General features: G+C 70.9%; 23 protein-coding genes, 1 tRNA gene and 1 pseudogene. 18 read left to right on the top strand and 7 right to left on the bottom strand.

Translation table 11 applies throughout. From position 1 onward, the window contains the following. Positions 1 to 101: pseudogene (locus HDR73_RS02095) on the top strand (IS481 family transposase); the annotation flags it as partial. 61 nt (positions 102 to 162) lie between these two features. Here HDR73_RS02095 and HDR73_RS02090 read toward each other — a convergent pair. Beyond that, complete coding sequence (locus HDR73_RS02090; RefSeq protein WP_041464721.1) at positions 163 to 411, bottom strand: hypothetical protein; 249 nt, start codon at positions 409 to 411, stop codon at positions 163 to 165. Then, positions 411 to 4136, bottom strand: coding sequence for a DUF4011 domain-containing protein (locus HDR73_RS02085; RefSeq protein WP_086935926.1), 3726 nt, complete (start codon positions 4134 to 4136; stop codon positions 411 to 413). Before HDR73_RS02085 ends, HDR73_RS02090 begins: the two co-directional genes overlap by 1 nt. 242 nt (positions 4137 to 4378) lie before the next feature. Here HDR73_RS02085 and HDR73_RS02080 point away from each other — a divergent pair. From HDR73_RS02080 to HDR73_RS02035, 10 genes are all read left to right on the top strand, one after another. Next, positions 4379 to 4450, top strand: a tRNA-Arg gene (locus HDR73_RS02080). A 39-nt stretch (positions 4451 to 4489) separates the two neighbouring features. Then, positions 4490 to 4951: a helix-turn-helix domain-containing protein gene (locus HDR73_RS02075; protein ID WP_012300026.1), complete on the top strand. Its 462-nt coding sequence runs from the start codon at positions 4490 to 4492 to the stop codon at positions 4949 to 4951. Continuing rightward, a complete protein-coding gene (locus HDR73_RS02070) occupies positions 4951 to 5283 on the top strand; it encodes a HepT-like ribonuclease domain-containing protein (RefSeq protein ID WP_041464720.1) in 333 nt (110 codons plus the stop codon). Before HDR73_RS02075 ends, HDR73_RS02070 begins: the two co-directional genes overlap by 1 nt. Positions 5284 to 5436: 153 nt before the next feature. Next, positions 5437 to 7449, top strand: a complete 2013-nt coding sequence (locus HDR73_RS02065) for a hypothetical protein (RefSeq protein WP_049791953.1) — start codon at positions 5437 to 5439, stop codon at positions 7447 to 7449. Positions 7450 to 7453: 4 nt separating this feature from the next. Further along, positions 7454 to 8227, top strand: coding sequence for a hypothetical protein (locus HDR73_RS02060; protein ID WP_012300023.1), 774 nt, complete (start codon positions 7454 to 7456; stop codon positions 8225 to 8227). Positions 8228 to 8271: 44 nt separating this feature from the next. After that, positions 8272 to 8868 carry a hypothetical protein gene (locus HDR73_RS02055; RefSeq protein ID WP_012300022.1) on the top strand — a complete coding sequence of 199 codons (597 nt, stop codon included), beginning with the start codon at positions 8272 to 8274 and terminating at the stop codon, positions 8866 to 8868. Between the two features lie 40 nt (positions 8869 to 8908). After that, positions 8909 to 9496 (top strand): hypothetical protein, encoded by a 588-nt coding sequence (locus tag HDR73_RS02050; RefSeq protein WP_012300021.1) that lies wholly within the window; start codon positions 8909 to 8911, stop codon positions 9494 to 9496. 17 nt (positions 9497 to 9513) lie between these two features. Further along, the gene (locus tag HDR73_RS02045) at positions 9514 to 10164 is read left to right on the top strand and encodes a hypothetical protein (RefSeq protein ID WP_287136202.1); all 651 of its coding nucleotides are present in this window, start codon (positions 9514 to 9516) and stop codon (positions 10162 to 10164) included. A gap of 37 nt (positions 10165 to 10201) precedes the next feature. Then, a complete protein-coding gene (locus tag HDR73_RS02040; RefSeq protein WP_012300019.1) occupies positions 10202 to 10795 on the top strand; it encodes a PqqD family protein in 594 nt (197 codons plus the stop codon). Between the two features lie 49 nt (positions 10796 to 10844). Continuing rightward, complete coding sequence (locus tag HDR73_RS02035) at positions 10845 to 12866, top strand: type IV secretory system conjugative DNA transfer family protein (RefSeq protein WP_041464718.1); 2022 nt, start codon at positions 10845 to 10847, stop codon at positions 12864 to 12866. 615 nt (positions 12867 to 13481) lie between these two features. On the opposite strand, the gene HDR73_RS02030 is transcribed toward HDR73_RS02035, so the two are convergent. Further along, positions 13482 to 14594: a type I restriction endonuclease gene (locus HDR73_RS02030; protein WP_012300017.1), complete on the bottom strand. Its 1113-nt coding sequence runs from the start codon at positions 14592 to 14594 to the stop codon at positions 13482 to 13484. Positions 14595 to 14702: 108 nt separating this feature from the next. Here HDR73_RS02030 and HDR73_RS02025 point away from each other — a divergent pair, with 108 nt between their 5' ends. From HDR73_RS02025 to HDR73_RS02010, 4 genes are all read left to right on the top strand, one after another. After that, positions 14703 to 15023 (top strand): nucleotide pyrophosphohydrolase, encoded by a 321-nt coding sequence (locus HDR73_RS02025; protein WP_041465081.1) that lies wholly within the window; start codon positions 14703 to 14705, stop codon positions 15021 to 15023. Beyond that, complete coding sequence (locus HDR73_RS02020) at positions 15010 to 16788, top strand: DUF2075 domain-containing protein (protein WP_012300015.1); 1779 nt, start codon at positions 15010 to 15012, stop codon at positions 16786 to 16788. The genes HDR73_RS02025 and HDR73_RS02020 overlap by 14 nt, the downstream gene beginning before the upstream one ends. Before the next feature lie 182 nt (positions 16789 to 16970). Beyond that, positions 16971 to 17111 carry a hypothetical protein gene (locus tag HDR73_RS02015; RefSeq protein WP_158309446.1) on the top strand — a complete coding sequence of 47 codons (141 nt, stop codon included), beginning with the start codon at positions 16971 to 16973 and terminating at the stop codon, positions 17109 to 17111. Between the two features lie 99 nt (positions 17112 to 17210). After that, positions 17211 to 17591 (top strand): LLM class oxidoreductase, encoded by a 381-nt coding sequence (locus HDR73_RS02010; RefSeq protein ID WP_049791952.1) that lies wholly within the window; start codon positions 17211 to 17213, stop codon positions 17589 to 17591. Positions 17592 to 17615: 24 nt separating this feature from the next. On the opposite strand, the gene HDR73_RS02005 is transcribed toward HDR73_RS02010, so the two are convergent. Next, positions 17616 to 17792, bottom strand: coding sequence for a hypothetical protein (locus HDR73_RS02005; protein ID WP_012300014.1), 177 nt, complete (start codon positions 17790 to 17792; stop codon positions 17616 to 17618). A gap of 22 nt (positions 17793 to 17814) precedes the next feature. On the opposite strand from HDR73_RS02005, the gene HDR73_RS02000 reads away from it, so the two are divergent. Then, complete coding sequence (locus HDR73_RS02000) at positions 17815 to 18411, top strand: hypothetical protein (protein ID WP_223842666.1); 597 nt, start codon at positions 17815 to 17817, stop codon at positions 18409 to 18411. 283 nt (positions 18412 to 18694) lie between these two features. Here HDR73_RS02000 and HDR73_RS01995 read toward each other — a convergent pair whose 3' ends face one another. Both HDR73_RS01995 and HDR73_RS01990 read right to left on the bottom strand, forming a co-directional pair. Beyond that, positions 18695 to 19321, bottom strand: coding sequence for a hypothetical protein (locus HDR73_RS01995; RefSeq protein WP_012300013.1), 627 nt, complete (start codon positions 19319 to 19321; stop codon positions 18695 to 18697). Continuing rightward, complete coding sequence (locus HDR73_RS01990) at positions 19318 to 19776, bottom strand: hypothetical protein (RefSeq protein ID WP_012300012.1); 459 nt, start codon at positions 19774 to 19776, stop codon at positions 19318 to 19320. The genes HDR73_RS01995 and HDR73_RS01990 overlap by 4 nt, the downstream gene beginning before the upstream one ends. Before the next feature lie 472 nt (positions 19777 to 20248). Here HDR73_RS01990 and HDR73_RS01985 point away from each other — a divergent pair, with 472 nt between their 5' ends. Further along, entirely contained in the window at positions 20249 to 21604 is a 1356-nt protein-coding gene (locus tag HDR73_RS01985) for a purine-cytosine permease family protein (protein ID WP_012300011.1), read from the top strand. Further along, positions 21601 to 22788 (top strand): hydantoinase/oxoprolinase N-terminal domain-containing protein, encoded by a 1188-nt coding sequence (locus HDR73_RS01980; protein WP_012300010.1) that lies wholly within the window; start codon positions 21601 to 21603, stop codon positions 22786 to 22788. The genes HDR73_RS01985 and HDR73_RS01980 overlap by 4 nt, the downstream gene beginning before the upstream one ends. A gap of 9 nt (positions 22789 to 22797) precedes the next feature. Here the strand turns inward: HDR73_RS01980 and HDR73_RS01975 are convergent, their stop codons facing one another. Next, positions 22798 to 24405, bottom strand: coding sequence for an SNIPE associated domain-containing protein (locus HDR73_RS01975; protein ID WP_012300009.1), 1608 nt, complete (start codon positions 24403 to 24405; stop codon positions 22798 to 22800). Positions 24406 to 24553: the final 148 nt, after the last annotated feature.

Genomic DNA, 24553 nt, shown 5'->3' with positions numbered 1-24553 from the left:
GCGCCGACGCGCTTGACCCCTTCATCGAGCACTACAACACTGAACGAATCCACTCAAGCCACGGGCTCACGCCCGCGGCCCGAGTGTCACCAACGTCATGACCCAGTACACCTAGCGCGACCAGCGCTCCCGCACGAGGCGACCGCCTCCGGCGTCGACCCGTCAGCCCCAGTGGGGCGGGCGGTCGAGCCGGAGGCGGTCGTCGTTCGCGTCGGAGGCGGCGGGCGCGTCACCCCAGCCCTGCGGGGCGTCCTCGGCCGCGGGTACCGCGGGCGCGCTCGCAGCGGCCTGCGGCGTGGGATCGGATCCGGGCACGGGCGGCGTCGATGCGCGGCGCGACCGGCGCGCGGGGCGACGCTCCCCCGCGGCGTCCGCCGGCGCGTCGTCCCCGACCGCGTCGCGCTCCGGCATCACTCCGCCCGGTGCGCGCCGGCCTGGACCTGGACGGGGGCGGTCGCGGGGTGCGCGTCCGAGATCGCGCCGAGGGCGGTGGCGATGCGGCGGGCGACGGCGTCCGGATCCGCGAACAGCTCGAAGGAGTGCACGCGGAGGTAGTGCCAGCCGAGGCGCTTGAGCATCTCGGGGCGCAGGCGCAGGGACTCGCGGAGGCTCGTCTGGTTGACGACCGGGTCCGTCTCGATCGCGATGGCCCGGCCGCCGTAGGACGCGACGAGCCCGAGCTTGTCGCGGTGCCCGAGGGCGGGCGCGAGGCCGAGGCCCTCGAGGCGGCGGGCGAGGTCCACCAGCATGGCGTCGCCGTCGTCCGGGATCGGGTCCTCCTTGAAGCGGGCCTCCGCCTCCGAGAGGATCTGGGCGAGCGCGACGATGCCGTGCTTCATCCGGTCCTGGTCGATGTCCGAGGGCTGGAAGCAGGAGACGACCACCATGGAGCGGCGGGCGCGCGTCATCGCGACGGCGAGCAGGCGCTCCCCGCCGGGCGCCGCGAGGGCGCCGAAGTTCGACAGCACGCGGCCGTGCGGGGTGCGGCCGTAGCCGACCGAGAAGATCACCCGGTCGCGGCTCTGCGCGACGCACTGCTCGAGCGTCGCGACCATGAACGGCTCCGCGCGGTCGCCGATGAAGAACTCGGTGACGTCGCTGCGCTTGGCGGCCGCGTGGAGCACGGCCTGCTGCACGCGCACGGCGTGCCGGGCGCTCGCGGTGATGACCATGAGCGATTCGCGCGGGCGGTGGCTCGCGTGGTCGAGCACGAGCTCCACCACGCGGATCACCTCGGCGTCGACGCTCTCGACGGCTCCGGTGTCCTCGTCGGGCATGCCGTGGCCGTCGGCGACGAAGTCGAGCGACAGGCTGCCGTGGCCGAGGAACGTGCCCGCCCACGGGAGGGACTGGATCCGGCCGCCGTAGAAGCGGCGGTTGACGAGCTCGGCCAGGTCCTCGCCACCCGCGCGGTAGCTGCGCGTGAGGGAGAGCGTGGGCAGCAGCTCGCCGAGGCGCGCGAGCGCGGAGTCGGCGTGGCGCTCCTCGAGCGTCGAGTCGTCGTCCGCGAGCTGGGGCGTGGAGCGCTCCGACTGCGGGACCACCGCGATGGTGAACGGCGACGGCGTCTGCGTGACGGGATCCCCGAAGACGACGGTCTGCTTGCCGCGCCGGATGCCGCCGAGGGCCTCCGCGAGCGTCATGGCGCCGGCGTCGACCAGGAACACGGCGTCGAAGGGCATCTCGTCGGTGATCGCGGGCACCTCGTAGGGCGACGCGAGCCAGACCGGCGCGATGGTGCGCGAGAGGTGGGGCGCGGAGTGGTGGAGGGCCGCGGCGTCGACGGGGGCGGATCCGCCGAGCAGCTGACGCAGGTGGTGCGCCTCCTCGGGCCAGTCGACCACGCCGATCTTCCACGTCTCCGCGAGCTGCCACGCGAGCAGGCCCGCGCTGGCCGTGGCATGCGCCTCGTCGACGAGGCGGAAGTCGGACTCGAGGCGGTCGAGCACGCTCGTGTTCGCGTTGAGGAGCGCCTTGTCGCCCGCGAGCATCTGCTCGAGCACGGACTGCCACCAGGCGAGCTCGAGCTCGGCGGCGACGGCCTCCTGCGGCACGTGCCGGTCGGAGAGGTCGCGCAGCAGCGGATCGAGGTCGAGGCGGCGGAGCTCCGCCAGCAGGGAGGTGCGTTCCTGCAGGTTCTGCAGCACCTCGCTGTCCTCGGCGAGCTGGGCGACCTTCTCGCGCAGCTCGTCGACGGGCAGCTCGCCGAGCGGGGTGGGACGGGTCAGCATGCTCAGCGGCGCGTCGAGCACCTTGAGGTCGGCGGCGACCTCCTGGTAGCGCACGTGCACGTCGGAGATGCCGCGCGGGACCTCGGGGGTGGAGCCGACGGCGACGTAGCGCTGCCACAGGATCCGCTGCTTCTGGATCGCCTTGAGGCTCTCGTGCATGTCGGAGATGTGGACGCCGGGGCGCACGTACTCGCGCGCGAGCTTGCGGAGGCGACGGCGGGTGATGCTCGTCATCTCGGGGGCGTCGCGGCGGGATCCGGTGGCCGCGATGATCTCGCTGAGCGACCGGTCGAACACCACGGGCTGGAACTTGTCGAGCGTCTCGCGGACGTCGAGGAGGAGACGCAGGTACACGCCGAGCTCGTCGATCGACTTGTACGCGCGCATCCGCGTCTGGCCGATGAGCTCGTCGGCGCGCTCGAGGAGGCGCGGCAGGCCGTCGGCGGACAGCGACTTCGCGAGGTCGTGCGCGTGGGTCGCGGCGGCGCTGGTGGAGAAGGTGGCGCCGTACCAGGGCGAGTCGCCCGGGCCGTAGCGGAACTCGCCGAGGCTCGCGGCCTTGACGAGGGACGCGGCGGCGCTCGCGCGGTCGTGCGCGATGGCCGTCACGGCGTCGCGGGTGAGGCGCGCGGTGGTGGCCGGCGGATCCGGCAGGAGGGCGAGACGGGACAGCTCGCCGAGCGCGTCCAGCACGGAGACGCCGAGGTCCTTGTCGGGGCGGCCGAGCGCGAAGCGGTAGTCGAGCAGCACATGGCGGAGGCGCACGAGGGCGTCGTCGACCTCGGCGGTCTGCGCGGGCGCGGCCTTCTCGTTGCGCACGATGGACTGCACCACGTCGCGCTTCAGCGACTTCGGCGCGACCGCGAGGCCGGGGAGGCCGACGTCCGCGAGGCGCTGGCCGATGCCCTTGAGCGAGGAGGCGCGGGGGCTCACGACGAGCACGCGCTTGTTCTGCGCGACGAGGCAGCCGATCGAGTTGACGATGGTCTGCGTGCCGCCCGTGCCGGGGAGCGTCGTCACCACGAGCGAGTTGCCCGCGTTGATCTGCGCGATGACGTACTCCTGCTCGGGATCCGCGTCGAGCAGCAGGGTGTCGGTGACGGGCGGGCGTTGGTCCTGCGGGATCGGATCCACGGGCGCGTACGCCTCGCCGACGCCCCACTTCGCCGTCGGGTTGCCGGCGATGGCGTCGATCACGAGGTGGTCGAGGTGCTCCGCGTCCTCGGCGAGCGCGCGACCCACCTCCGCGAAGGAGGAGACGACGAGGCGCGGCTGCACGGCGAACGCGGGGAGGTGCGAGGTGAGTCCGCGCAGGCGGTCGATGACGGGCTGCGGCTTGAAGGCGCCGTTCTGCACGGCGAGGGCGACGAACGACTCGGCGTCGAGCGTGATCTGGAACTGCTCCTCGAGCGCTCGCGCGAGCGCCGGGTTGAGGAACGGCTGGCCCTTGAGGCGCACCTCGTAGTCGCTGCCGTGGCGGCGGATCGCGAGCGGGCGCAGGAGCACGGGCGCGCGGAACTGCTCGTCGGCGAAGCGCCACTCGGCGAGGCCGATGGCCAGGTGGATCGACTCGATGCCGCGGGCCGAGACCAGCTCGATGCCCTTCTGGGTGATGCGGTTGGCGGCCTTGCGGGCGCTGCGAAGCGCGAGGTCGTCGCGGATCAGGGACGACAGCAGCGTCGTCTTGCCCGTGATGAATTGCGCGAGCCCGCCGGGATGCGTCGTGCTCAGCTCGATGCGCGAGCCGGGAGCGTCCACGAAATGGAGGAGAGGAGAGGGACCGCCGATGCCGGCCAGCTGCTCCCGCCACTCGCGCCAGCGGGGCTCGGCCACGTTGCCGCTCCCGAGCTGCACGTCGCCGACGCGGAGGTCGTGGGGGCTGGTGCTGTTGTGGGAAGCGTTCACGTGGGGGTCCTCAAGATGCTCGGCGGCGAACCCGGAGAGCAGGTCGTCGTCGTCGGATCGTTCATTGGCACGCCACACCCGGCAACAGTACGACGCGACGGGTGGGGAAACCGGCAGGCGGGGCGGCGCGGGGGTGGATCCGGCGGGCGCGGCGGCGCTCGTGGCGACGCTCGTCCCCGGGCTCGTCACGGGCGGCCTGCTCTCGATCGCGCGGGCGGGGCTCCGCTACCATGGGCCGGTCAGCCTCTGTAGCTCAATGGAAGAGCAGTTCCGTCCTAAGGAAAGGGTTGGGGGTTCGAGTCCCTCCAGGGGCACCCTCCGCATCGCGATATCGAGCCGCTATCATCGCGGGCATGAGCGATGCGTCCGTCGGTGAGGAGCTGCGCCGCCTCCGCCGCGAGGCCGCCCTCTCACAGCGCGAGCTCGCCGCGGTGACCGGCGTGCCGCAGCCGAACATCGCAGCGTACGAGAGCGGGCGCCGGCAGCCGTCGCCCGAGACCCTCGTCCGACTCGGCGCCGCGCTCCGGGCGCCGTCGCTCGACCGGGTCCGCGCATCCCGAGGTCCCATCCTCGAGGTCGCCGCTCGGCGCCGCCTCAGCGACGTCCGCGTCTTCGGATCCGTCGCGCGGGGAGATGCCGCGGCAGGATCCGACCTCGACCTCCTCGTGCATCCCGCGGCGGATGCATCGCTCTTCGACCTCGCGGGCTTCATGGCTGAGGTAGCCGCGCTGCTGGGGATCGACGTCGACGTGGTCTCCGACCGGGGTTCGGGACCGATGATGGACCGCATCCGGGCAGAGGCCGTGGCCCTCTGATGATCGACGAGGAACGCGTGCCGGCGCTCCTCGCCGACATCGCGCGGTTCGCTGCCTCCGCCCGACGGGTGACGGCGCGCGGCCATGCGCGCTTCGTCGACCCCGATGACGACGAACAGCGCCGCATCGCGCGCTCGCTCGTCGTGGACCTCTCGAGCGCGGCCGACCGGCTGCCCGCCTCCTTCCGGGACGCCCGCCCGGAGATCGACTGGAGCGGGATCCGCGCGGTGCGGAACTACGTCGCCCACGACTACGACGGCACCGACATGGAGGTGCTGTGGCGCGTGGTCGCGGTGGAGTTCCCGCGGATCGCTGACGCGCTGAGCGCGTGACGGAGCCCTAGACGCGGATCGCCTCGGCCGCGTGCACCCCGACGGCGCACGCGAGCGCCCTGGATGCCGCCCCCGCCGTGGAGAACCCCGGTGGCCGGCCGTCGGCTGCCGCTACTTTCAGCGCATGATCAGGTCAGCCGCCGCGTGCACCCTGTGGCGAGGCGCCGACCGACCCGAGACGCGCCGGGGGCGCGCGGGCGCCGCCGCCTCGCCGCCGCCGTGCTGGGCATCGTCATCGCCTTCGCCCTCAGCGCTTGCGGGGCGGTGATCGACACCACGATGTCCGTGGACGCCGGCGGATCCGGCTCCCGGCAGATGACCGTCACGCTGAACCAGCAGGACCTCGCTAAGGTCCCGGGCGGCTCGGCCGCCATCGACGCGTCCATCCGCCGGCACCTGCCGTCCCCGCTGGCCTACTCGGGCATCTCCGCGACGGCCGACGGCGGCATCACCGCGACCTTCACGCTCGCGTTCTCGTCTCCCGCGGACTACTCGGGCGAGGTCGCCGCGCTCCTCTCCTCGCGCACGGGCTCGTCCGCGCCCCGGCTCGCGGTCACCGACTCCGCTCTCGTGCAGGGCATCGAGCTGCAGGAGTCGTTCACGAGCAGCGACCTGCTGGGGTGGATGTTCTCCGGCCTGATCGCGGACAGCGTCGTGGACGGCAGCGAGGGCGTCGGATCGCTGCGCGAGGAGGGCCGCGCGGCCATCGTGTTCGCGGGAGAGCGGCACGCGGACGTCGGGGATCCGCTCTCGTACTCGCACGAGGAGAACCACGGCTTCGACGGCGTCTCGATGGCGACGGACGCATCCGACCCGGGGCGCATCACGCGGACCATCACGTTCCGCGCCGAGCAGGGAAGGGACCAGGCCGACCTGGCGCGGCTCGACGCGTTCGTCCGGGGCGCCGTCCCGGCGGGAGGCGAGGTCGCCGCGCCCGAGCCGGGCACATGGACGCTGGCCTTCACCGGCGACGCGGCGGCGATCCAGGCGGACACGACGACCGCGCTCGGCGGCGGCGCCACGCGCTTCGCGGTCGACATCTCCCCGCGGGCGGACGACCCGTCGCAGGAGGTCATGCAGCTCACCGACACGGCGTCGTGCGCGGCCGTGTGCGCCGTCGACGCCATCGGGCGCAGCGGGGTGCCCGATCGCTTCACCGCAGGCGCCGACTACTCCCCGGAGTCGATGGACGTGGGGTCGATGGACGTGGGGTCGACCACCGCCGGCCCCGTGAGCTTCGTGCTCAGCCCACCCATCTCCTCGCTCGCGTCGCACCTCTCCATCGGCTCCAGCGGCAACGTCACCGGCACGACCACCATCGTCGTCCCGAAGTCCAGCGCCGACGCTGTCGGGGACGGGTTCCTGCAGCGATACCGGCCGGATCCGGACGTCGGCACGATCGCCTCCGACGCGGGACCGGACAGCACGACCTACACCGTGTCCATCGCGGGCTCGAGCGTCGAGGACTTCACGGACCGCTACGCGCGGTGGGCCCCGGGAGCGTCCGTGGGGGCGCGGTTGGTGGACGACGGGCTCCTCGTCCAGCACTCGGAGTACGCGATCGACCCCGGCTTCGACGCCCTCGCGTCCGGGCACCGCGTCCTCGACGGCACCGACGTGACGCTGGACCTCCCGTTCGGCTCGTGGGTCGCCGGGGCGCAGGGCGGCTCGGGCGCTGACGGCGCCCGGATCACCGTCGTCCGCACCAGCAGCCTGACGCCGGCGGGCGTCGCCGCCGTGGCCGTCCTGGCACTCGCGCTCGCCGTCGGGCTCGCGCTCCTGATCCGGCGTCGACGGGCGGTGGCGGCGCGCGTCGCCACGGCACGGGCGCGGCTGGACGCAGCGCTGGCCGCGCGACGCCGGACCCGGCTCGACGAGCGGCTCCCGATCGAGCCATCCCTCGGCGCCGACGCGGTGGAGCACGGCTCGCTGCTCGCGTTCCCGGCCCCGTCTGCCATGGCCGGCGTCCTCACGGGTGCGCTCGACGTGGATCCGCCGCCCGAGGTGGTCAGCGGGCCACCCCATCGCGGCGCACTGGCCATGGCCCCGCCGCCCCGCAGCACGGTCCCGGTCCCGGGACCGACCCTCCTAGACGCCCGACCCACCTCGGCCACGACGTCCACCACCACACGCACCACCGACCGCACCGACACCTGGGGAGCCTGACCGCATGTTCGAACCGCAGATGGATGACGACGCCGCGACCAAGCCGATCGTCGAGGACGGCGGCGGAGGCGTCACGGCCCCGGGCTCGCCGACGCATCCGTTCCGGCTGCTGCCGGACGAGACCGTGCTCGGCACCTACCCCGTCGCGCGCCGCACCCGACCGCTCGGCCGGCTGGTGAGCTACCTCTTCGTCACGGACTCCCGCGTGATCTACTCGGCCGAGGCCAAGACGGTCACATCCTCGTCCACCTACTCGCGCGAGTACAAGATCGACAAGGTCGACGGCATCGAGGTGGGCCGCGACACCGGCTACGACGCGCTGGGCGTGGCGGCGCTCGCCGGCACCGCGATCAACCTGCTGGTCAGCCTCATCGCCTGGCTGGTGCTCGTGGGCGCCGGCTCCTCCAGCCTCGACGGCCTCGCGTGGCTGTTCGGCGTGGGAACCTTCTTCGCCCTCGTCCTCGGGGTGATCGGGTTCTTCGTGCTCCGCAGCAGGGCGGCCGTCCTCAGCGTGATCACGGGCAGCCAGCGACAGGAGATCACCACCCGGCACGACGTGGCGAAGATCCTGTTCGTGCTCGTCCTGTTCGTCGCGCTGGGGCCCATCGCGATCCTCAGCGCGGCGCTCTGGGTGCTGGCGCGGGAGCTGGGCATCGTCAGCGCATCGGACGCGGGCCTCTACATCCGCACCGACGACCTCGACCGCATCTCGTTCGAGGCCGGCGCGCTGATCCTCGACGCCCAGGCGCGCGGCAAGCTCGCGGGGTCCTGGGACTGACCGTCCCCACGGATCGCGGATCAGGCACGAGACAGGAGAGACACATGCACGTCATACAACTGGGACAGCTCCACGACTCCGAACCGACACCGGACATCACGGTGCAGGACCCCGTGACGGATGAGGCCCGGAGCTACACCCTCACGCCGCGGCTGCTCGACCTGATCCGACGCGTCGACCCGGTCGCCGCCGATCAGCCCTTCACGGCGGATGAACGCCGGATCCTCCGCAACATGGCCGGGATCGGCGTCATCGCCCTCGTCCCGGATGACGCGCCGTTCACGCGGTTCGACTTCATCCCCGCCACCCGGGCCGACATCCTCTTCGACGCGGCGCTCGAGGAGGGGTACCGGCTCACCTCCGAGCTCGGGGGTCCCTTCGAGCTGAGCGAGTCCGGCGCGAGGTTCCTGCACGAGGCGGACGGCCGGCGCACCCTCGGCGAGATCATGCAGAGCGTCCGGGACCGCGCGCTCGCCGATGACGATGAGCGCCGGGAGATCGAGGAGGACGAGCGTCGCGGCATCTCGTTCGACGATCTGCTCCGGGCTGAGGCGTTTCGGTTCGCGAAGGCGTGCATCGGCCATCCCGCCCTGAGCCTCGAGCCGGGCAGCGCCTGCCCGGTGGACGAGCCCGCCACCTAGGTCCCTGGACCCGCGCACCACCACCGAACGGAAGCAGACCATGCACGTCGTACCCCTCGGCCACCTCAGCGACTCCGCGGGCGGCCCCATCGTCACGGTGCAGGATCCGTCCACCGAGGAGGCGAGGAGCTACCGGCTCAGCCCACCCCTCGCGGATCTGGTGCCCTCGCTCGACCCCCGCGAGACCGACAGGGCGTTCACGGAGGAGGAGTCCCGCCTGGTCGCCGGCATGGCCCGCCTGGGGGTCGTCGCCCTGGTCGCCGACGACGCGCCGCTCGGGGATCTCCGCTTCATCCCCGTGACCCGCGCCGACGTCCGCTTCGACGCAGCGCTGGACGACGGCTTCCGCTTCGACTCCGACCTCCATCGGCCGTTCGAGCTGAGCGAGTACGGGACCCGCCTGCTCGAGAAGGTCGACGGCCGCACGGACCTGGGAACGATCGCCGAGGCCGTCCGTCAGGAGGCCCTCGCCGACGAGGGCGACCGCGCGGAGATCGCGGAGCACCAGCGCACCCACGGCCAGAGCTTCGAGGACTTCCTCGTGGCCGAGGCGTACCGCTTCGTGGACGCGCTCCGCGGGAATCCGACGGTGACGTTCGAGCCCGCGCCCGCACGAACCTGCCGATGAGCGAGAAGGAGGACGACATGCACGTCGTGCAACTCGGATATCTCAGTGAGGTGGACGGCGCGCCCAACGTCACCCTCCAGGATCCGCGCACCAGGGAGAGGAAGGGATACCGGCTCGAGCACCCCATGTTCGAGCTGCTGCAGTCACTCGACCCGACCGAGACGGTGCACGACTTCACGCCGGAGGAGTGGCACTACCTCCGCGGCTTCGCGCGCCTGGGCATCGTGGCCCTCACCAGCGACCACGACTCCGTCGACGAGCTCACGTTCATCCCGGTCCCGCGTGCCGACATCAGCTTCGTCGGGATGACAGACAGCGGCTACCAGCTGACGTCGACGCTCGGCGAGAAATTCGAGCTGAGCGAGCACAGCACCCGATTCCTCGGGATGGCCGACAGCGAGCGGAGCCTCGCGGAGATCGTCTCCGCTGTCCACCAGGAAGCCCTCGACCGCGTGGAGGAGCGGCCCGCCGTCGAGGAGATGGAGCGGGAGTCGGGTGCGTCATTCGGCGAGTTCCTCGAAGCCGAGGCGTATCGGTTCATCCGGGCCCTCCGCGGGAACGAGGCGGTCTCGTTCGAGCCGCACACGATCCCCGTGGCCGTGGAGGAGCCGAGTCCGGGTCACGCGGAGACAGGCAGACTCTCCCCGGCGGGCGAGTCCGGCGAATGAGCACGCAGGGCATCTCACCCACAGCACCCTCGAGAGGATGAACGACATGCGCGTCGTGCAGCTCGGCCACATCGCCGAATTCGATGGCCGCCACAACATGGCGGTCCAGGATCCCCTCACGCGGAAGGCCGCGAGCTACGACCTCACGCCGGAGGCGCTCGAGCTGCTGCTCTCCCTCGACCCCACCGAGACCGGCCGCGTGTTCACACCGGAAGAGCGTCGCCTCCTCCAAATCTGCGCCGGACTCCGGATGGTCGCGCTCGTCGAGGACGGAGCGCCGCTGTCCGAGCTGCCGATCATCCCGGCCCCTCGATACGACGTGATCCTCGACGCCATCCTCGAAGACGGCTACCGCTTCACCTCCGAGGTCGACGAGCCCTTCGAGCTCAGTGAATACGGCGCGCGCCTCATGTCCCGGGTCGATGGCAGGACGACTCTCGGAGAGATCGCTCTGGCCGTCAAGCAGGAGGCGCTCGCGGATGAGGAGGACAGGGCCGCGATCCGCGTCGGCGAGGTGGAGCTGCAGCAGACGTTCGACGAGTACATCGAGGACGAGGTCTACCGCTTCATCGCCGCCCTGCGCGGACGAGAGGCGATCACGTTCGAAGCGACCGCCGGGGAACGGGCGTGAGCGCCGTGCTGCCTCTCACGCTCCCCGCATCCGTGCGCCCGGAGTGGTGATGCCCTACTCGGAGGAGGTGGTCTCGGGCATGGCACTGCGGGACTGCGCGGGACATCTCGGTCCACGGCCGGCGGAGTTCGGGGTCCACGGCGTCGACGGCACGAGCATCGGGTTCGACGACGCGATGGCCGGCCGGCACGTGCTCTACCTCGGCGGCATCGGCACGGGGAAGACCGTGGGCATCTCCGCGCTCGTCGCCTCCGTGCGCGCGAGCATGACCGCCGACGACGTGATGGTCGTGTTCGACACGAAGGGCGACTACCACGAGACGTTCCACCGGCCGGGTGACGCGGTCATCGCGGCCACGCTCGCCGACGAGTTCGCGGGGCAGGTGTCGTGGAACCTGTTCGAGGAGTTCCGCGCGCTGCCCCCGGGCCGCCTGCCGGAGGACGAGATCTTCGAGATGTGCAGTGGCCTGTTCTCGCGTCTCATTGCCGACGCCGGCGACAACGCCTACTTCGCCAACGCGGCGCGCGACGTGTTCACGGCCCTCGTCACCGCGATGTACCGGGAATCCGAGGAGCGGTCGAACTGCGACATCCGCATGATCGTCGGCGGCATGGGCACGTCCGAGATGCACGCGCTGCTGGACCGTCCAGAGAACGCCGACCTCCGCGGCGCGCGGCACTACATCGCCAAGGAGGGGTCGAACTCGACCATGGCGACGATGGCGTTCATGCAGCAGGTGATCCAGGAGTCGTTCCGCTCGTCGTTCGGGCGGCCGGGCGACTTCTCCATCCGCGCCTTCCTCCGCGCGAAGGGCGCGCGGGCGCTCTTCCTCGAGTACGACATCGCCTCGGGCAGCACGCTCGCACCGGTGTTCACGACCATGCTCGACGTCGCGATGAAGGAGGCCATGTCCCGACGCCGCGCGGGCGGGCGCGTGTTCTTCGTGCTCGACGAGTTCGCGCTGCTCCCCGAGCTGACGCACCTCTCCGACGGCGTGAACTTCGGCCGGTCGCTCGGGCTGCGGTTCATCGTCGGCACCCAGAACGTCAAGCAGGTGCAGGAGATGTACGGGCCGGAGATGGCCGCGTCGGTGCTGTCGGCGTTCGGATCCGTGTTCGCGTTCCGCCTCTACGACGGGGACTCGCGACGCTTCGTCGGCGACCGCTTCGGCGCGAACCGCAAGCTGACGCGCTTCGACGCGTCCGTGCGCGGGTCGGGACTCCGCGAGGAGGTCATCACAGGGGCGGTGGTCGAGGACTGGGACCTGTCGAGCCTCGGCGTGGGGACCTGCATCGCGGCCATTCCGGACGGCCCGCCGGTGTCCGGTTCCGGTTCGCGGCGCCGTCGGCGTAGGCGTCGCCCACGTCGCGGGAGGACCGCGGGGCAGAGCTCCGGCGAGCCGCACCGCGCCGTCGGTAGCATCGCCAGCCGGGGTGCGCGCCTGAGCATGCGCGACGCATCGGAGCAGGCCCACGACAGAGAAGGAGGACCCATGCACGTCGTCCCGCTCGGGTACATCGGCGAATTCGAGGGCAAGCCGAACCTCGCACTGCTGGATCCGCTCACGTCGAAGACCAGGCACCACACGCTCGCGCCGGAGACGGCCCAGCTGCTGCGGTCGATCGACCCGACCCTGTCCGACCAGGATCTCGACGAGCAGGAGCGCCGTCTCCTCGTGGGGTACGCGAAGCTCGGCATCGTCGCCCTCATCGGCGACGACGCACCTCTCTTGGCCCTGGACGTCATACCCGTGCCGCGCGTGGACATCATCCTCGATGAGGTGCTCGACGACGGATACCGCTTCAGCTCGGGATCCGACGAGCCGTTCGAGCTGACCGAGTATGGCGCCAGGTTCCTCACCAAAGCCGACGGCCGACGCACGCTCGGGGAGATCGCGGAGGCGACGCGCGACGAGGCCCTCGCGGACGAGGCCGACCGCGCCGCGATCGAGGAGGGCGTGGCGCGCACCGGGCAGTCGTTCGAGCGCTTCCTGATGGACGAGGCCTACCGCCTCATCGCCGCCCTCCAGGGTCGCGTGGCCGTGACGTTCGAGGCGACCGAGCGAACGTGAAGGGCCGCCGGGTGCTGGGCGGCGTCCTGGTAGGAGGAGTCGCCTTCATCGGCGCCGCGGGCATCCCCTCTCATGCCGACGGAACGGATCCGAACGCGCTGCTGGACAGCGTCGAGGCAGCAGCCGTGACGCCCGTCGAGAGACGCGAGGAGCAGGAGGAGCGGATCGAAGCCGCGCGCGATTCCACCCGGGGCGATGCGTCGGCTCTCCGAAGCGACCTGCCCCATCCGCACGATCTCCCCGGGGACGGAACGAGATCGGTTGCCGTGACGTCAGCGGGCGCGCGCGCGCGGGAAGCACAGATGGACCAACCGAAGACGGCCCCGCGACGGCGAGCGCAGGGGACTCGCCACCTCCGCGGACACGCCCCACCGGACCGCCGGCGGCGATCATCCGACGTGCGACGCCAGCCGCGACACGGCTCGGGCGGGGCGCCGGTCACCGTGATGCGCCCGGAGGACGCGGACGGTGACCAGGCATGGTGCACGGGCCCGGAGCCAGAGCTGATCGGAGCGGGCTCGGTTCGGCCGGTCCGTCGAGCCGCCCTCGTCTCCACGACGAGGTGCGGTGAGGTGAGGTGCGGCGCAGCCCATCCGTCCCGGTCGGCGCCTCGTACTACGCGACGACCGCGTCCCCCGCGTGGACCCGGATCGCCTCGCGGATGGTGTCCGCGTGCGCGTAGATCTCGTCGAGCGATCCGATCGGGTGCCGCGTCTCGACCTTGTGCGCGTCGAAGAGCCCGAGGTACTTCTGCTTCTTGCCGTTGAAGTGGAGGCGGGCGATGGGCTTGCGGTTGTTGTCGTCGAGGAGGATCGCGAGGTACGACTTGGCGTCGCGGTGGACGACGCGCTGCGGCTTCACCTCGCTGCACGTGATCGCCTTGACGATCTGGTAGCCCTCGAGCTCCTCCAGGGTGGTCTCGATCTCGGTGTCCCGGTCGAGGTCGGCCTCGACGACCTCCTCGCTCGTGATCGCGTCGGCCGACGGCGCGGTCGGCGCCGACGGGAACGCGGGCGCCCCCAGAGCCGTCTTCAGACGGTCGTTCACTTGCTCGTTGAGGTACTGCTTCGAGGCCTTTCCCACGAGCGTCGTGAACTGCTCGCGGACCTTCTCCGTGAAGGATCCCTCGTACACGCGGCGGGTGAGGAGCTTCACCCATTCCGGGGTCGGCTCGCGGAACTCGGCGGCGATCGCCCGCTTCAACGCCCCGACGTACTTGAGCTCGCCCGCGGCGCTGATGATCGAGTCGAGGTCGAACACGTCCTTGGTGAGCTTCATCAGCTCGGGCAGCAGCGTCTCGTCGATGTCCGCGAGGTCGAGCACCAGGAACGGCTTCTCGTCCATCCGGTTCGGCGCGTCGAGGTCCGTGTAAAAGTGGTAGACCTCACCGTTCGTGAGCACCGCGATGCGCGCGTTGGTGACGGCGAAGTAGCGGAAGAGCTGCGAGGCGTGCTCGATCTTGAGCGGCTCCGTCGACTTCTTGCACTCGATGAGGATCTGCACCTCGCCGTCGCGCATGATCGCGTAGTCGATCTTCTCGCCCTTCTTGAGGCCGAGGTCCGCCGTGAACTCCGGGACCACCTCGAGCGGGTTGAAGACGTCGTATCCGAGGATCGTCGAGATGAACGGCATGATGAACGCGTTCTTCGTCGCCTCCTCCGTCTGGATGGCCTCGCGCTGGTTGCGGACCTTCAGGGCCAGGGCGGCCAGTCGTTCGGCGAATTCCACGGGGACTCCCTCGTCTCGGTGATGCCGACGATACGGATGTCGACGCGTGCTCATGGAGATGCCGGTGCCCCCATTTCGGGTCGGGTGGCCGACTGCTACCGTGACCGCATGGCCAGCCGAGACGTGCGCGAGGAGCTCGCCGCGTTCGTCGCCGAGCGGGACTGGGCGCAGTTCCACACGCCGGAGAACCTCGCGAAGAGCATCGCGATCGAGGCGGGCGAGCTGCTCGAGTGCTACCAGTGGGATGCGGACGGCGACCCGGAGCAGGTGAAGGCCGAGCTGGCCGACGTCCTCACGTACTGCCTGCTCCTCGCCGAACGACTCGGCCTCGATCCCGACGAGATCGTGCAGGACAAGCTGGCCGTCACGCAGGCCAAGTACCCCGTCGACAGAGCGCGCGGCCGCAGCACCCGGTATGACGCACTTTGACGTCCGTCGCGTCGCGCTCTCCGGCGATGCGGTCGCGCGGTGGGGAGCGGAGCATCCGCGCAACTCGAACTGGCCCGTGGTCTACGTCCTCGACGGTCCGCCCTCCGGTCAGCGGGCGAGAGGTCGCGTGCGCGACGACCTCTACGTGGGGGAATCGCTGCGGGCCGCCGCGCGCCTCGCCCAACATCTCAAGTCCGACGCGCGCGGACATCTGGCGACCGCCCGGGTGATCGTCGGCGAGAACTTCAACAAGTCCGTGTGCCTCGACTTCGAGTCGCGGCTCATCAACCTCTTCTCCGGCGACGGCGCGTATACCGTCCTGAATCGCAACATCGGGATCACGAACGCGGACTACTACGACCGCGTCACCTACACCGCGGAGTTCGAGCGCGTCTTCGAGAAGCTGAGATCCGAGGGGCTGTTCCAGCGCTCCATCGCGGAGATCGAGAACGACGACCTCTTCAAGCTGTCCCCGTTCAAGGCGCTCTCGCCCGACCAGGAGGTCGCGCTGGAGCAGGTCCTCGAGAGTCTGGTGACGGACCGGCAGGCGGGCAAGGAGAGCACGACGGTGATCCAGGGCGAGCCCGGCACCGGCAAGACCGTGGTGGGGATCTACCTGCTCAAGCTGATCGCGGACATCGGTCGGCTCCCGGTCGACGACGTGCTCGACAGTGATTCCCTGTTCGCCGACTTCTTCCTCGGCGAGAATCGCGACGCGCTCCAGGGGATGAGGACCGGGTTCGTCATCCCGCAGCAGTCCCTGCGCGAGAGCGTGAAGAAGGTCTTCACCCGGACCCCCGGATTGCAGGGCGTCGAGGTCCTGACGCCCTTCCAGGTCGGCGAGAGCGCCGGACGCTTCGACCTCCTGATCGTCGATGAGGCGCATCGCCTGAACCGCCGGGCGAACCAGGCGTCGGGCCCGCTGAACCGCAAGTTCGAGGACATCACGGTCGCCCTCTTCGGGGAAGACGACAAGCAGAGGACGCAGCTCGACTGGATCCGGGCGAAGAGCATCCACCAGATCCTCATGATCGATCCCGCGCAGAGCGTCAGGCCCGCCGACCTCGGCGCGTCCACCATCGACGGCGTCATCGCGGAGGCGCGACGCGATCGGCGCTGGCAGCCGCTCATGTCGCAGATGCGCGTGAGAGCGGGGACGGATTACATCGGGTACATCCGCCGCGTCCTCGGCGCGACGCCGAGTCCGCGTCCGGAGAAGCCGCTGACCGCGGACGCTCTCGGCGACTACGAGCTCCGCATGTTCGACGATGTCGGTGACATGCACGCGGCCATCCGCGACCGCGATCGGGAGCACGGGCTCGCGCGCATGGTCGCGGGCTTCGCGTGGGAGTGGGTGTCGAGGAAGGACCCCCACGCCTTCGACATCGAGATCGGTGCGTACCGTGCGCGATGGAACAGCACCCAGCGCGACTGGATCGCGTCGGCGAATGCACTGGAGGAAGTGGGGTCGATCCACACCGTGCAGGGATACGACCTCAACTACGCCGGCGTGATCATCGGCCCGGACCTCCGCTACGACCCCGAGGCCGGCCGCCTGTTCATGGATCGGGACTCCTACTTCGACAAGAAGGGCCAGGAGAACAACCCGACGCTCGGCATCACCTTCTCCGACGACGACCTGCGCCTGCTCATCAGCAACGTCTACGCGGTGCTCATGACGCGGGGCATCCGCGGGACCTTCGTGCACGTGATCGATCCCGCGCTATGCGAGCACATGCAGCGCCTTCTCCCTCGCGGTTCGTGATCGCGGCCGCAGCGCGGCTCCTCGCGGTGGACGGCCTGCTCGGGCTCCATCGCCGCACCCGAGAATGAGTAGTCCGCGCGGCCGCACCGGATCGGCATCACCGCCGAGAGGAGCCCGGGACCTGCGCGACGAGAACCGCGGCACGCGGAGCCGGACCCTCGACACCGTGGAAGCAGACGCCGATGAGTGCATCCGTCTCCCCTCCCGTCCCCCTCTCCGTCCTCGACCTGGTCCCCGTCTCCGCCGGGTCGTCGTCCGCCCAGGCGGCCCGCGACAGCGTGGACCTGGCCGTCCGCACGGAGGCGATCGGCCACGCGCGGTAGTCGTCGGCCGGCGAGAGTGCCCGCGTCGCCGGATCCCGCGGCCTGCCCTTCGGCGCCGACTACCACTCGACGCCGTGGGGCGTCCTCGATGCCGTCGCGGTGTATCGCGAGCACTTCGTGCCCGGCGTGGTCGCGGCCCCGCACGTGATCGTCTCGGCCGGCGTGCTCGTGGCCGGCACCGATGCGGAGGGCCGGCGCCTCGCCTCCGGGTTCGCGCGCTGGGTGCTCTCCATCCGCTCGGGCTGCGGGGCGATCCCCTACCCGGCACCGGACGACGAGGCCGCCGCGCTCGCGCAGGTGCAGGACCGCCTCGACACGCACATCGTCGCGGATCCCGCAACGGTCACCCGGAAGCTGGAGACGCTCCGGCGCGTCACGGCCGCAGACGAGCTGCTGATCACGACGACCGCCCACGATCACGCCGCCCGGGTCCGCTCCTACGAGCTGCTCGCGGAGGCGTGGGGCTCGCGCGGCCTCTGAGCAGTTCCACGCCGGTGCACGGCATCAGCGCGGGTCCCCGTCCCTCTCCGCCTCCCGCCGCTTCCGCTCGATGGCGTCGCGGTACTTCTGCATGGTCCGTTCCCCGGCGCGGCGGCGGATCTCCTCCACATCGGGCGCGAAGGTCTCGCGGGTCATGTTCTTCAGCTCGACGTACTTCCTGTCGAACTCGTCCTGGGTCATCCCGGGCTCCCACGAGCGACCGATGGCGATCCCGACCGCGGATGCCAGCTCCCACGCCGCTCCTACCGCCGCCCATGACGAGCGAGCCGCTCATGAGCCAACCGAGGGCCACGACTCCGAGCAGCGCGACCAACGGGGGCACCAGCGCGAAGTCCCACCCGCCCGGCGACGAGAGGTTCCGCCGCCGGGCGAAGGGATCCTCGACCAGGACCTCGATCAGCGCTCCGACACCGACGGCTACGGCCGCGAGCGCCACCAGGTCCCCGACACCCGTCGACGGAACGGCAGGGAGGAGTGTGGCGACCCAGAGAAGCCCGAGGACGAACGGTGCCTTGATGACCCCGAGGACGAGATGCCCCGACAGGGGCGCCCACAGACCCGGAGGCTCCCAGGAGTGGGGGTTCCGCGGTCGTTCGTCTGTCATGCCCGTGCCCTTCTCCTCATACCGATCACCCGAAGCAGTCAGCGATGGCTCGCTCGATGCCCGCCGTCGAAGGAAGATCTCGCGTCCTCGTTCGAGCCGATAACCCTGCCGATCGGAACGCCGTACCGCACGATCGATCCGCCGATTTCTGTCGCAGAGGCGAATCGGTCGACAGCCAGTTGTGCTTCCTCATGAGGTGGCGAGCACGGCGAGCGATTCACGAAGGCTTGAGAAGCGATGTTGACCACCACACACGGCTCTCCCACGGAGGTACTGATGACTCGCGCCGATGCCCCGTTCGCTCAGGCGGCCAAGCCATCGGCATGCCCGGTCGGTCGGCGAGAACGGGTGGCCGATTCGGCATGCTGCCCAGCGGTTCCCGCCCTTGCCCGCTACTGCGTCGAGATGAGCACGCGGGCACCATGCTCAAAATGCTAATGCGCCCATCTCGGGCGAAGCATCGGCTGTCACGGAAGCGTCAGCAACCGCCGGGCTCGTCGCCTCCCGCCTGGCGCCGCTTCCGCTCGATCGCATCCCGGTACCTCTGCATACTCCGCTCCCCTGCGCGGCGGCGGATCTCCTCGACATCGTCGGCGAAGGTCTCCTTCGTCATCTCCTGGAGCTCGACCCACTTCGCATCGTGCTCCGCCTGGGTCATGCCGGGCTCCCACGGACGCAGCCACGCGATCTCCACGGCCTCGACGAGCGCCCACGCCCCGGCGAGGGCAAGGCCGCCGGCGAGTGCCCCGGTCACCGACCAGCCCAAGAGGACTATTGGCGGGAGGGCGGCGAGCGCCGGCACGAGGGCGAAATCCCACCCACCCGGCGACGACAGCCGACGTGCGCGTGAGAAACGGTCCTCGACCAGGACCTCGACCAGTCCCGCCGCGATGGTCGCCGCCGCCACGCCGGCGACCATGCCGCCGAAGCTCACGTCGGCGTCGAAAAAGAATGTCGTGAGAAGCCATAGGGCCAGTAGGACCCCCGGCGCTTTGAGGACCCCGAACAGTAGGTGTCCGGACATCGCGGCACCGAACCCGGGCGGTTCCCACGTCTCTGAGTTGCGTGCTCGTTCGTTGCCCATTTGGCTGCCCTCCAGATTCATGTGAAGCAATCCGCGATGACACCGTCGATGCCCAGAAGACCCTCCAGCACCTGAGCGGCGTCTTCTCCCTCGGTCACACCGAAGTCGCCTCGCCTGATGGCGGCCGCGATGGCGCGGACAGAGCCGTAGATGGCGCGTGCATCCTTGATCCAGCCGATGACCTTCCCGACGGGAACGCCATATTGCACGATCAGCCCGACGATGTCAGTCGCACAAGCGACCCAGTTGACGGCCAGTTCGATGCGCGGGCCAGTCGTGGACGCGCGAGGGCCTCCCGAGTCCCGTGCGAAGAGAGCTGTACTGAGGACAGGGCTGTCAGAGGCAACGCTCGAGCCCTCGTAGGCACCGCCGCTTCGCGCCTTGATCTCGGCGTCAAGCCTGTCAGCGTAGTTCGGAGTCGTCCGAGGGTCGGCCTGCTTCAGATCCTCGGGGAGGGACTCCAGAAGCGACAGCATCTGACCAAGTTGATCGTCCTGAGCATCAGACGTCGCTCGGGACGCACTGACCGCCTTGGTGCTGGTGCCGAGAAGCGCAGTCGTCGTCGATGGGACAAAGGTGCGACCGCGCCGCACCGGTCGCATGAGGGGTCGGAGTCGCCATCAGGGCCGCCGAAGCCGTCACGCTGATCGTCGTGACGACGGCGCCCGCAACCAAGCGCGCTCTCGTCCGCCTGCCACTGTTCATCTGCCAATTCCTCCCGCCTGCGGACACCGCTGCCCTGCTCGCGTAGCAGGATGCCGAAGAACAGCCGTGCGAAAAGCACACATTGCACAGGTTGCCCGCCCTCAACGGCGACCTCGCCCCTGCCCCCCCCTCAATCAGCACACCGCCCCGCTTCACACCCCCGACACGGCACTCTGCACATGGCGCCCTCGGCGTGCGGATCCCTACGCTGTGGCACCCCGTCGCCACACCCGAGGAGACTCCATGGCATCCACCGCACCCGACGACTACGCACTCGCGCGGGTCCCGCAGGAGGCGCGCTACCACTGGTTCCCGATCGCCACGCAGCGGGTCGGCCAGCTCTCGGCGCTGAGCGCCTTCGTCGTCGCCGCCACGCTCGGCTTCAGCATGAGCTTCTGGGACGCCTTCTGGGCGATCACCATCGGCGCCGTGATCCTCGAGGTCGTCTGCATCTTCACCGGTCTCATCGGGATGCGCGAGGGTCTCAACACCTCGGTGCTGTCGCGCTGGACGGGCTTCGGGCACAACGGGTCGGCGCTCATCGGCCTGGCCGTCGGCATCAGCCTCATCGGCTGGTTCGGGATCCAGTCGGGCGTCTCCGCGTCGGGCCTCAACTCGATCATGCCGTGGCTCCCGGTGTGGGCCTGGTCGCTCGCGTTCGGCCTCATCATCACCGCGGTCGTGATGCTCGGCTTCCACGGGATGCAGTGGGTCGCGAACGTCGCCGTGCCCCTCTTCCTGCTGCTGGTCGGCTGGGCCGTCGTCATCGAGCTGCAGAAGCACGACATCTCGGAGCTCGTGACGCAGTCGGCTCCGGGGCCGCAGATGTCGATCATCGCGGGCGCGTCGATCGTGGCCGGCGGATTCATCGTCGGCGCGCTCATCTCGCCCGACCAGACGCGCTACAACCGGTCGGCCGCGGACGTCGTGAAGCAGACGATCGTGAGCATCACGGTCGGCGAGTACCTCACGGGCCTGTCCGGCGTGCTGCTCGCGCACGCTGTGCGCACGGCCGACGTGTCGGCCATCATCCTGTCGTCGGTCGGCTGGGTGGGCGTGCTCGTGATCCTGCTGGGCACCATCAAGATCAACGACTGGAACCTCTACTCGTCGGGCCTCGGGATCGTGAACTTCATCGACACGGTGTTCGGGCGGCGCGTGAACCGGGCGCTCGTCACGGTCGTGGTCGGCGTGCTCGCGGCGGCCGGGATCCTCGGGCAGTTCACCGCGTTCCTCACCCTGCTGGGCGTGGCGTTCCCGCCCATCGTGGGGATCATGATCGCCGAGTACTTCGTCGTGAAGAACTGGCGGCCGGCGCTCGACGCGTCGCGCGAGAACGGCGCGCTGCCGGCCAGCGCACCGCGCTGGGTCCCCGTGAGCCTCGCGATCTGGGTCGTCTCGGCGCTCGTCGGCTACTTCGCCACCTTCGGCCTCGGCAGCCTCAACGCCGTCATCACGGCCTTCGTGCTCTACGCGGTGCTCGGCAAGGCCGGGTTGATCCGCGGCGTCGGGGAGGTGTGCACCGAGGCGGTGGCGCAGCCCGCCCCCGGCGTCGCGGCGCCGGATGCGGCGACCGCGGGGAAGGTGGCGACCCGATGAGGATCGGCATCGACGTCGGCGGCACCAACACGGACGCCGTGCTCATGGACGGCGACCGCGTGGTCGTCGGCATCAAGTCCTCGACCACGCAGGACGTGACGAGCGGCATCGTCGGCGCGCTCGCGGAGCTCGACCGGCAGCACCCGTTCGATCCCGCTGGCATCGACGCGGTCATGATCGGCACGACCCACTTCATCAACGCGCTCGTCGAGGCCAGGCGGCTGGCACCCACGGCGGCCGTGCGGCTCGCGCTGCCGGCCACCGCCTCGCTGCCGCCCTTCGTCGACTGGCCCGAGGAGCTCGTGGCCGCGGTGCGCGGCACGGGCTACCTCGCGCACGGCGGCCACGAGTTCGACGGGCGGGTCATCGCGCCGCTCGACCACGACGAGCTCAAGCGGCACGCGGCCGACATCGCCGCGCGCAGGCTCCGGTCCGTGGCGATCTCCAGCGTCTTCGCGCCCGTGAACAGCGAGTTCGAGGTGGAGGCGGCCGCGGTGCTCGCCGCCGAGCTGGGGCCGGACGTCGCGATCTCGCTCTCGCACGAGATCGGCCGCATCGGCCTGCTGGAGCGCGAGAACGCGACGATCATCAATGCGCCGCTGCGCGAGCTGGCCGACCAGATCGTGGGCGGGCTCGAGCGCGCGGTGCGTGGGCACGGGATCACCGCTCCCCTCTACCTGTCACAGAACGACGGCACGCTCATGGGCGTGGACTTCGCGCGCCGCTACCCGGTCGCGACCTTCGCCAGCGGCCCCACCAATTCGATGCGCGGCGCCGCCCTGCTCTCCGGACTCGGCACGTGCGCGGTCGTCGACATCGGCGGCACCACGAGCGACGTGGGCGTGCTCGCCGGCGGGTTCCCGCGGGAGGCCACTGCGGAGATCAGCGTGGCCGGCGTCCGCACGAACTTCCGCATGCCGGACGTGCTCTCCATCGGCATCGGCGGCGGATCCCTGGTGCGCGGCGACGGCGACCTGGTCGGCCCCGACTCGGTCGGCTACGAGCTCGGCCGCCGCGCCCTCGTCTTCGGCGGCGACACCCTCACGACCACGGACATCGCGGTCGCGGCGGTGGCCGAGCGGATCCAGCGCGTGCAGCGCATCCTGCAGGTCGACCTCCAGGACGCAAAGACGCGCCTCGCCCTGCACCTCGCCTGCCGCACGGTGCTGGCGGCGGGCGCGTAGGGCCGGGCGTCAGGAGGCCGGCACAGCCTCCGCCCCGTCGAGCGCGCGGCTGGCGCGATACTCCTCGGCCGCCGGGTGCAGGGCGAACTCGACGATCTCCACCGCGTGCGCCTTCAGGGCGTCGAGCACCTCGTCGGGCGTGACGTAGAAGAACTCGCGTCGGAGGTTGATCCGGTTCACGCGGTGGTCCGCGAAGGTCCGGTGCAACATGGCCTCGACACCCACCGCGTCGTCGGCGAAGAACAGCGCGTGGACGTCGAAGCGGAACGGCACGGACGCGTCGCCGAGCTCGACCACCCGGTCCATCGGCTCGAGCCGCCGGGTCATGCCGATCTTCACCATGCGCTCCCCGAACGCCCCGACGTTGGAGATCACGTAGACGTATCCGGCGCGCACGTTCGCCGCCCGGTAGTCCACCTCCACGAGCGCGCGGTCGACGTCCTCGATCCGGTCCCGCATGCGCGCCGCGCCCTCGAGGTCGCCCTTGTTCTCCAGCGCCGCCAGGGTCGCGGCGTAGTGGGCGCGCTCCTTGTCGAGGCGGTCGTGCTCGGCCTGCAGCTCGGCGGACGCCTTCGCCTGCTCGCGGAGCTCCGCCCGGCGCTCGCGCTCCATCTCCTTCTCGGCCTGCAGCACGCGCAGGTGCGCGCTCGCGAGCTGCAGCTCCTCGAGACGCAGCTCGTGGTACCCGTCCTCGATGCGCAGGTCGATCATCGTGCCGCTCCGGGCGATCTGCTCCGCCGCCTTGGTCAGCCGGTTCTGCGCGACGTGCAGGTTGCCCGCCTTCGTCGCCTTCACGGCGTTCTCCGCCTCGGCGTTGTAGGCGCGCAGCAGCACCTTCGACATGTCACTCACGAACCGCCGCCCCTGCGCCTCGGACCCGTTGAACGTGAACCCGGACGTGGCGGTCACGGCCCGCTTGTCCCGGACCGCGTTCTTGATCGTGTACCGCAGCGCCTCCAGGCGCGACGCGAGCTCGGCTGAGGACTCCGCCGGATGGTCGTAGTCGAACAGGCCGACGCCCTGCAGCTCCGCCGTCGTGGTCACGTCGACGAGCTCGGCGCGGGCCGCTGCGAGCTCGGCGTCGAGGGCGCGACGGGTCTCGATCCGCTCGTGCACGGCCTCGTCCACGGCGTGGAGTTCGGCCTCGGCCCGCAGGCGCGCCGCTCGGGCGTCCGCCTCGGCACGGTCGCGCACCGCTCCCGCATCGGCCTCCGCCCGTCGGCGCTCGGCCCCGGCCTCCGCCAGCATCCGATCGCGCTCCTCGCGCGCCGCCGCGACCAGCGCGGACGCGGCCTCGGCACCGGTCCGCCGGGCGGCCTCGGCCTCCGCCTCGGCACGCTGGCGGTAGTCGTCCACCTCGGCGTACTCGCGCATGCCGTGCCGCCGGACCAGGTCCTCCAGCTGGGCGATGTGCGCCTCAGCGGCCGCCGCGCGCTCCCGGGCCTCGCGCTTCGAGAGGCGGTCGACGGGCGGCGCGGCGGGCGCGACCGGCACCGGCTCCGGCTCCGTCGGGGTGACCTCGGGCTTCGGCTGCACGTGCTCGGTCCACTGCGCGCCGTCCCACCAGCGGACGTAGCGGGGATCCTGGTCGTCGTACCAGCCGGCGGCAGCGCTCATCCCCTCAGGCTAGGCAGCCGCCCCCGCTGCCAGGAGCCCCCGTTCGAGGCGACGACCGCGCCCCATGTGGACGCTCGCCCGCTCCGCCCGGCCACCGCGCCTACCGTCGAGACCACCGCTCTCCCGCCGCACGCGCGGCCAGGCGCAC

Source organism: Clavibacter sp., assembly GCF_014802555.1.
Lineage (GTDB): Bacteria > Actinomycetota > Actinomycetes > Actinomycetales > Microbacteriaceae > Clavibacter > Clavibacter sepedonicus.
This window is presented reverse-complemented; position numbering and strand designations above follow the sequence as displayed.

Coding starts and splice junctions, on each gene's coding strand:
- HDR73_RS02075 (WP_012300026.1), top strand. CDS start 4,490: ATGAGCGATGCGTCCGTCGGTGAGGAGCTGCGCCGCCTCCGCCGCGAG.
- HDR73_RS02050 (WP_012300021.1), top strand. CDS start 8,909: ATGCACGTCGTACCCCTCGGCCACCTCAGCGACTCCGCGGGCGGCCCC.
- HDR73_RS02025 (WP_041465081.1), top strand. CDS start 14,703: ATGGCCAGCCGAGACGTGCGCGAGGAGCTCGCCGCGTTCGTCGCCGAG.
- HDR73_RS01975 (WP_012300009.1), bottom strand. CDS start 24,405: ATGAGCGCTGCCGCCGGCTGGTACGACGACCAGGATCCCCGCTACGTC.
- HDR73_RS02005 (WP_012300014.1), bottom strand. CDS start 17,792: ATGACCCAGGACGAGTTCGACAGGAAGTACGTCGAGCTGAAGAACATG.
- HDR73_RS02070 (WP_041464720.1), top strand. CDS start 4,951: ATGATCGACGAGGAACGCGTGCCGGCGCTCCTCGCCGACATCGCGCGG.
- HDR73_RS02035 (WP_041464718.1), top strand. CDS start 10,845: ATGCCCTACTCGGAGGAGGTGGTCTCGGGCATGGCACTGCGGGACTGC.
- HDR73_RS02020 (WP_012300015.1), top strand. CDS start 15,010: ATGACGCACTTTGACGTCCGTCGCGTCGCGCTCTCCGGCGATGCGGTC.
- HDR73_RS02040 (WP_012300019.1), top strand. CDS start 10,202: ATGAACGACATGCGCGTCGTGCAGCTCGGCCACATCGCCGAATTCGAT.
- HDR73_RS01995 (WP_012300013.1), bottom strand. CDS start 19,321: ATGAATCTGGAGGGCAGCCAAATGGGCAACGAACGAGCACGCAACTCA.
- HDR73_RS02015 (WP_158309446.1), top strand. CDS start 16,971: ATGAGTGCATCCGTCTCCCCTCCCGTCCCCCTCTCCGTCCTCGACCTG.
- HDR73_RS02055 (WP_012300022.1), top strand. CDS start 8,272: ATGCACGTCATACAACTGGGACAGCTCCACGACTCCGAACCGACACCG.
- HDR73_RS02000 (WP_223842666.1), top strand. CDS start 17,815: ATGGCGATCCCGACCGCGGATGCCAGCTCCCACGCCGCTCCTACCGCC.
- HDR73_RS02045 (WP_287136202.1), top strand. CDS start 9,514: ATGCACGTCGTGCAACTCGGATATCTCAGTGAGGTGGACGGCGCGCCC.
- HDR73_RS01980 (WP_012300010.1), top strand. CDS start 21,601: ATGAGGATCGGCATCGACGTCGGCGGCACCAACACGGACGCCGTGCTC.
- HDR73_RS02090 (WP_041464721.1), bottom strand. CDS start 411: ATGCCGGAGCGCGACGCGGTCGGGGACGACGCGCCGGCGGACGCCGCG.
- HDR73_RS01990 (WP_012300012.1), bottom strand. CDS start 19,776: ATGCTGTCGCTTCTGGAGTCCCTCCCCGAGGATCTGAAGCAGGCCGAC.
- HDR73_RS01985 (WP_012300011.1), top strand. CDS start 20,249: ATGGCATCCACCGCACCCGACGACTACGCACTCGCGCGGGTCCCGCAG.
- HDR73_RS02060 (WP_012300023.1), top strand. CDS start 7,454: ATGTTCGAACCGCAGATGGATGACGACGCCGCGACCAAGCCGATCGTC.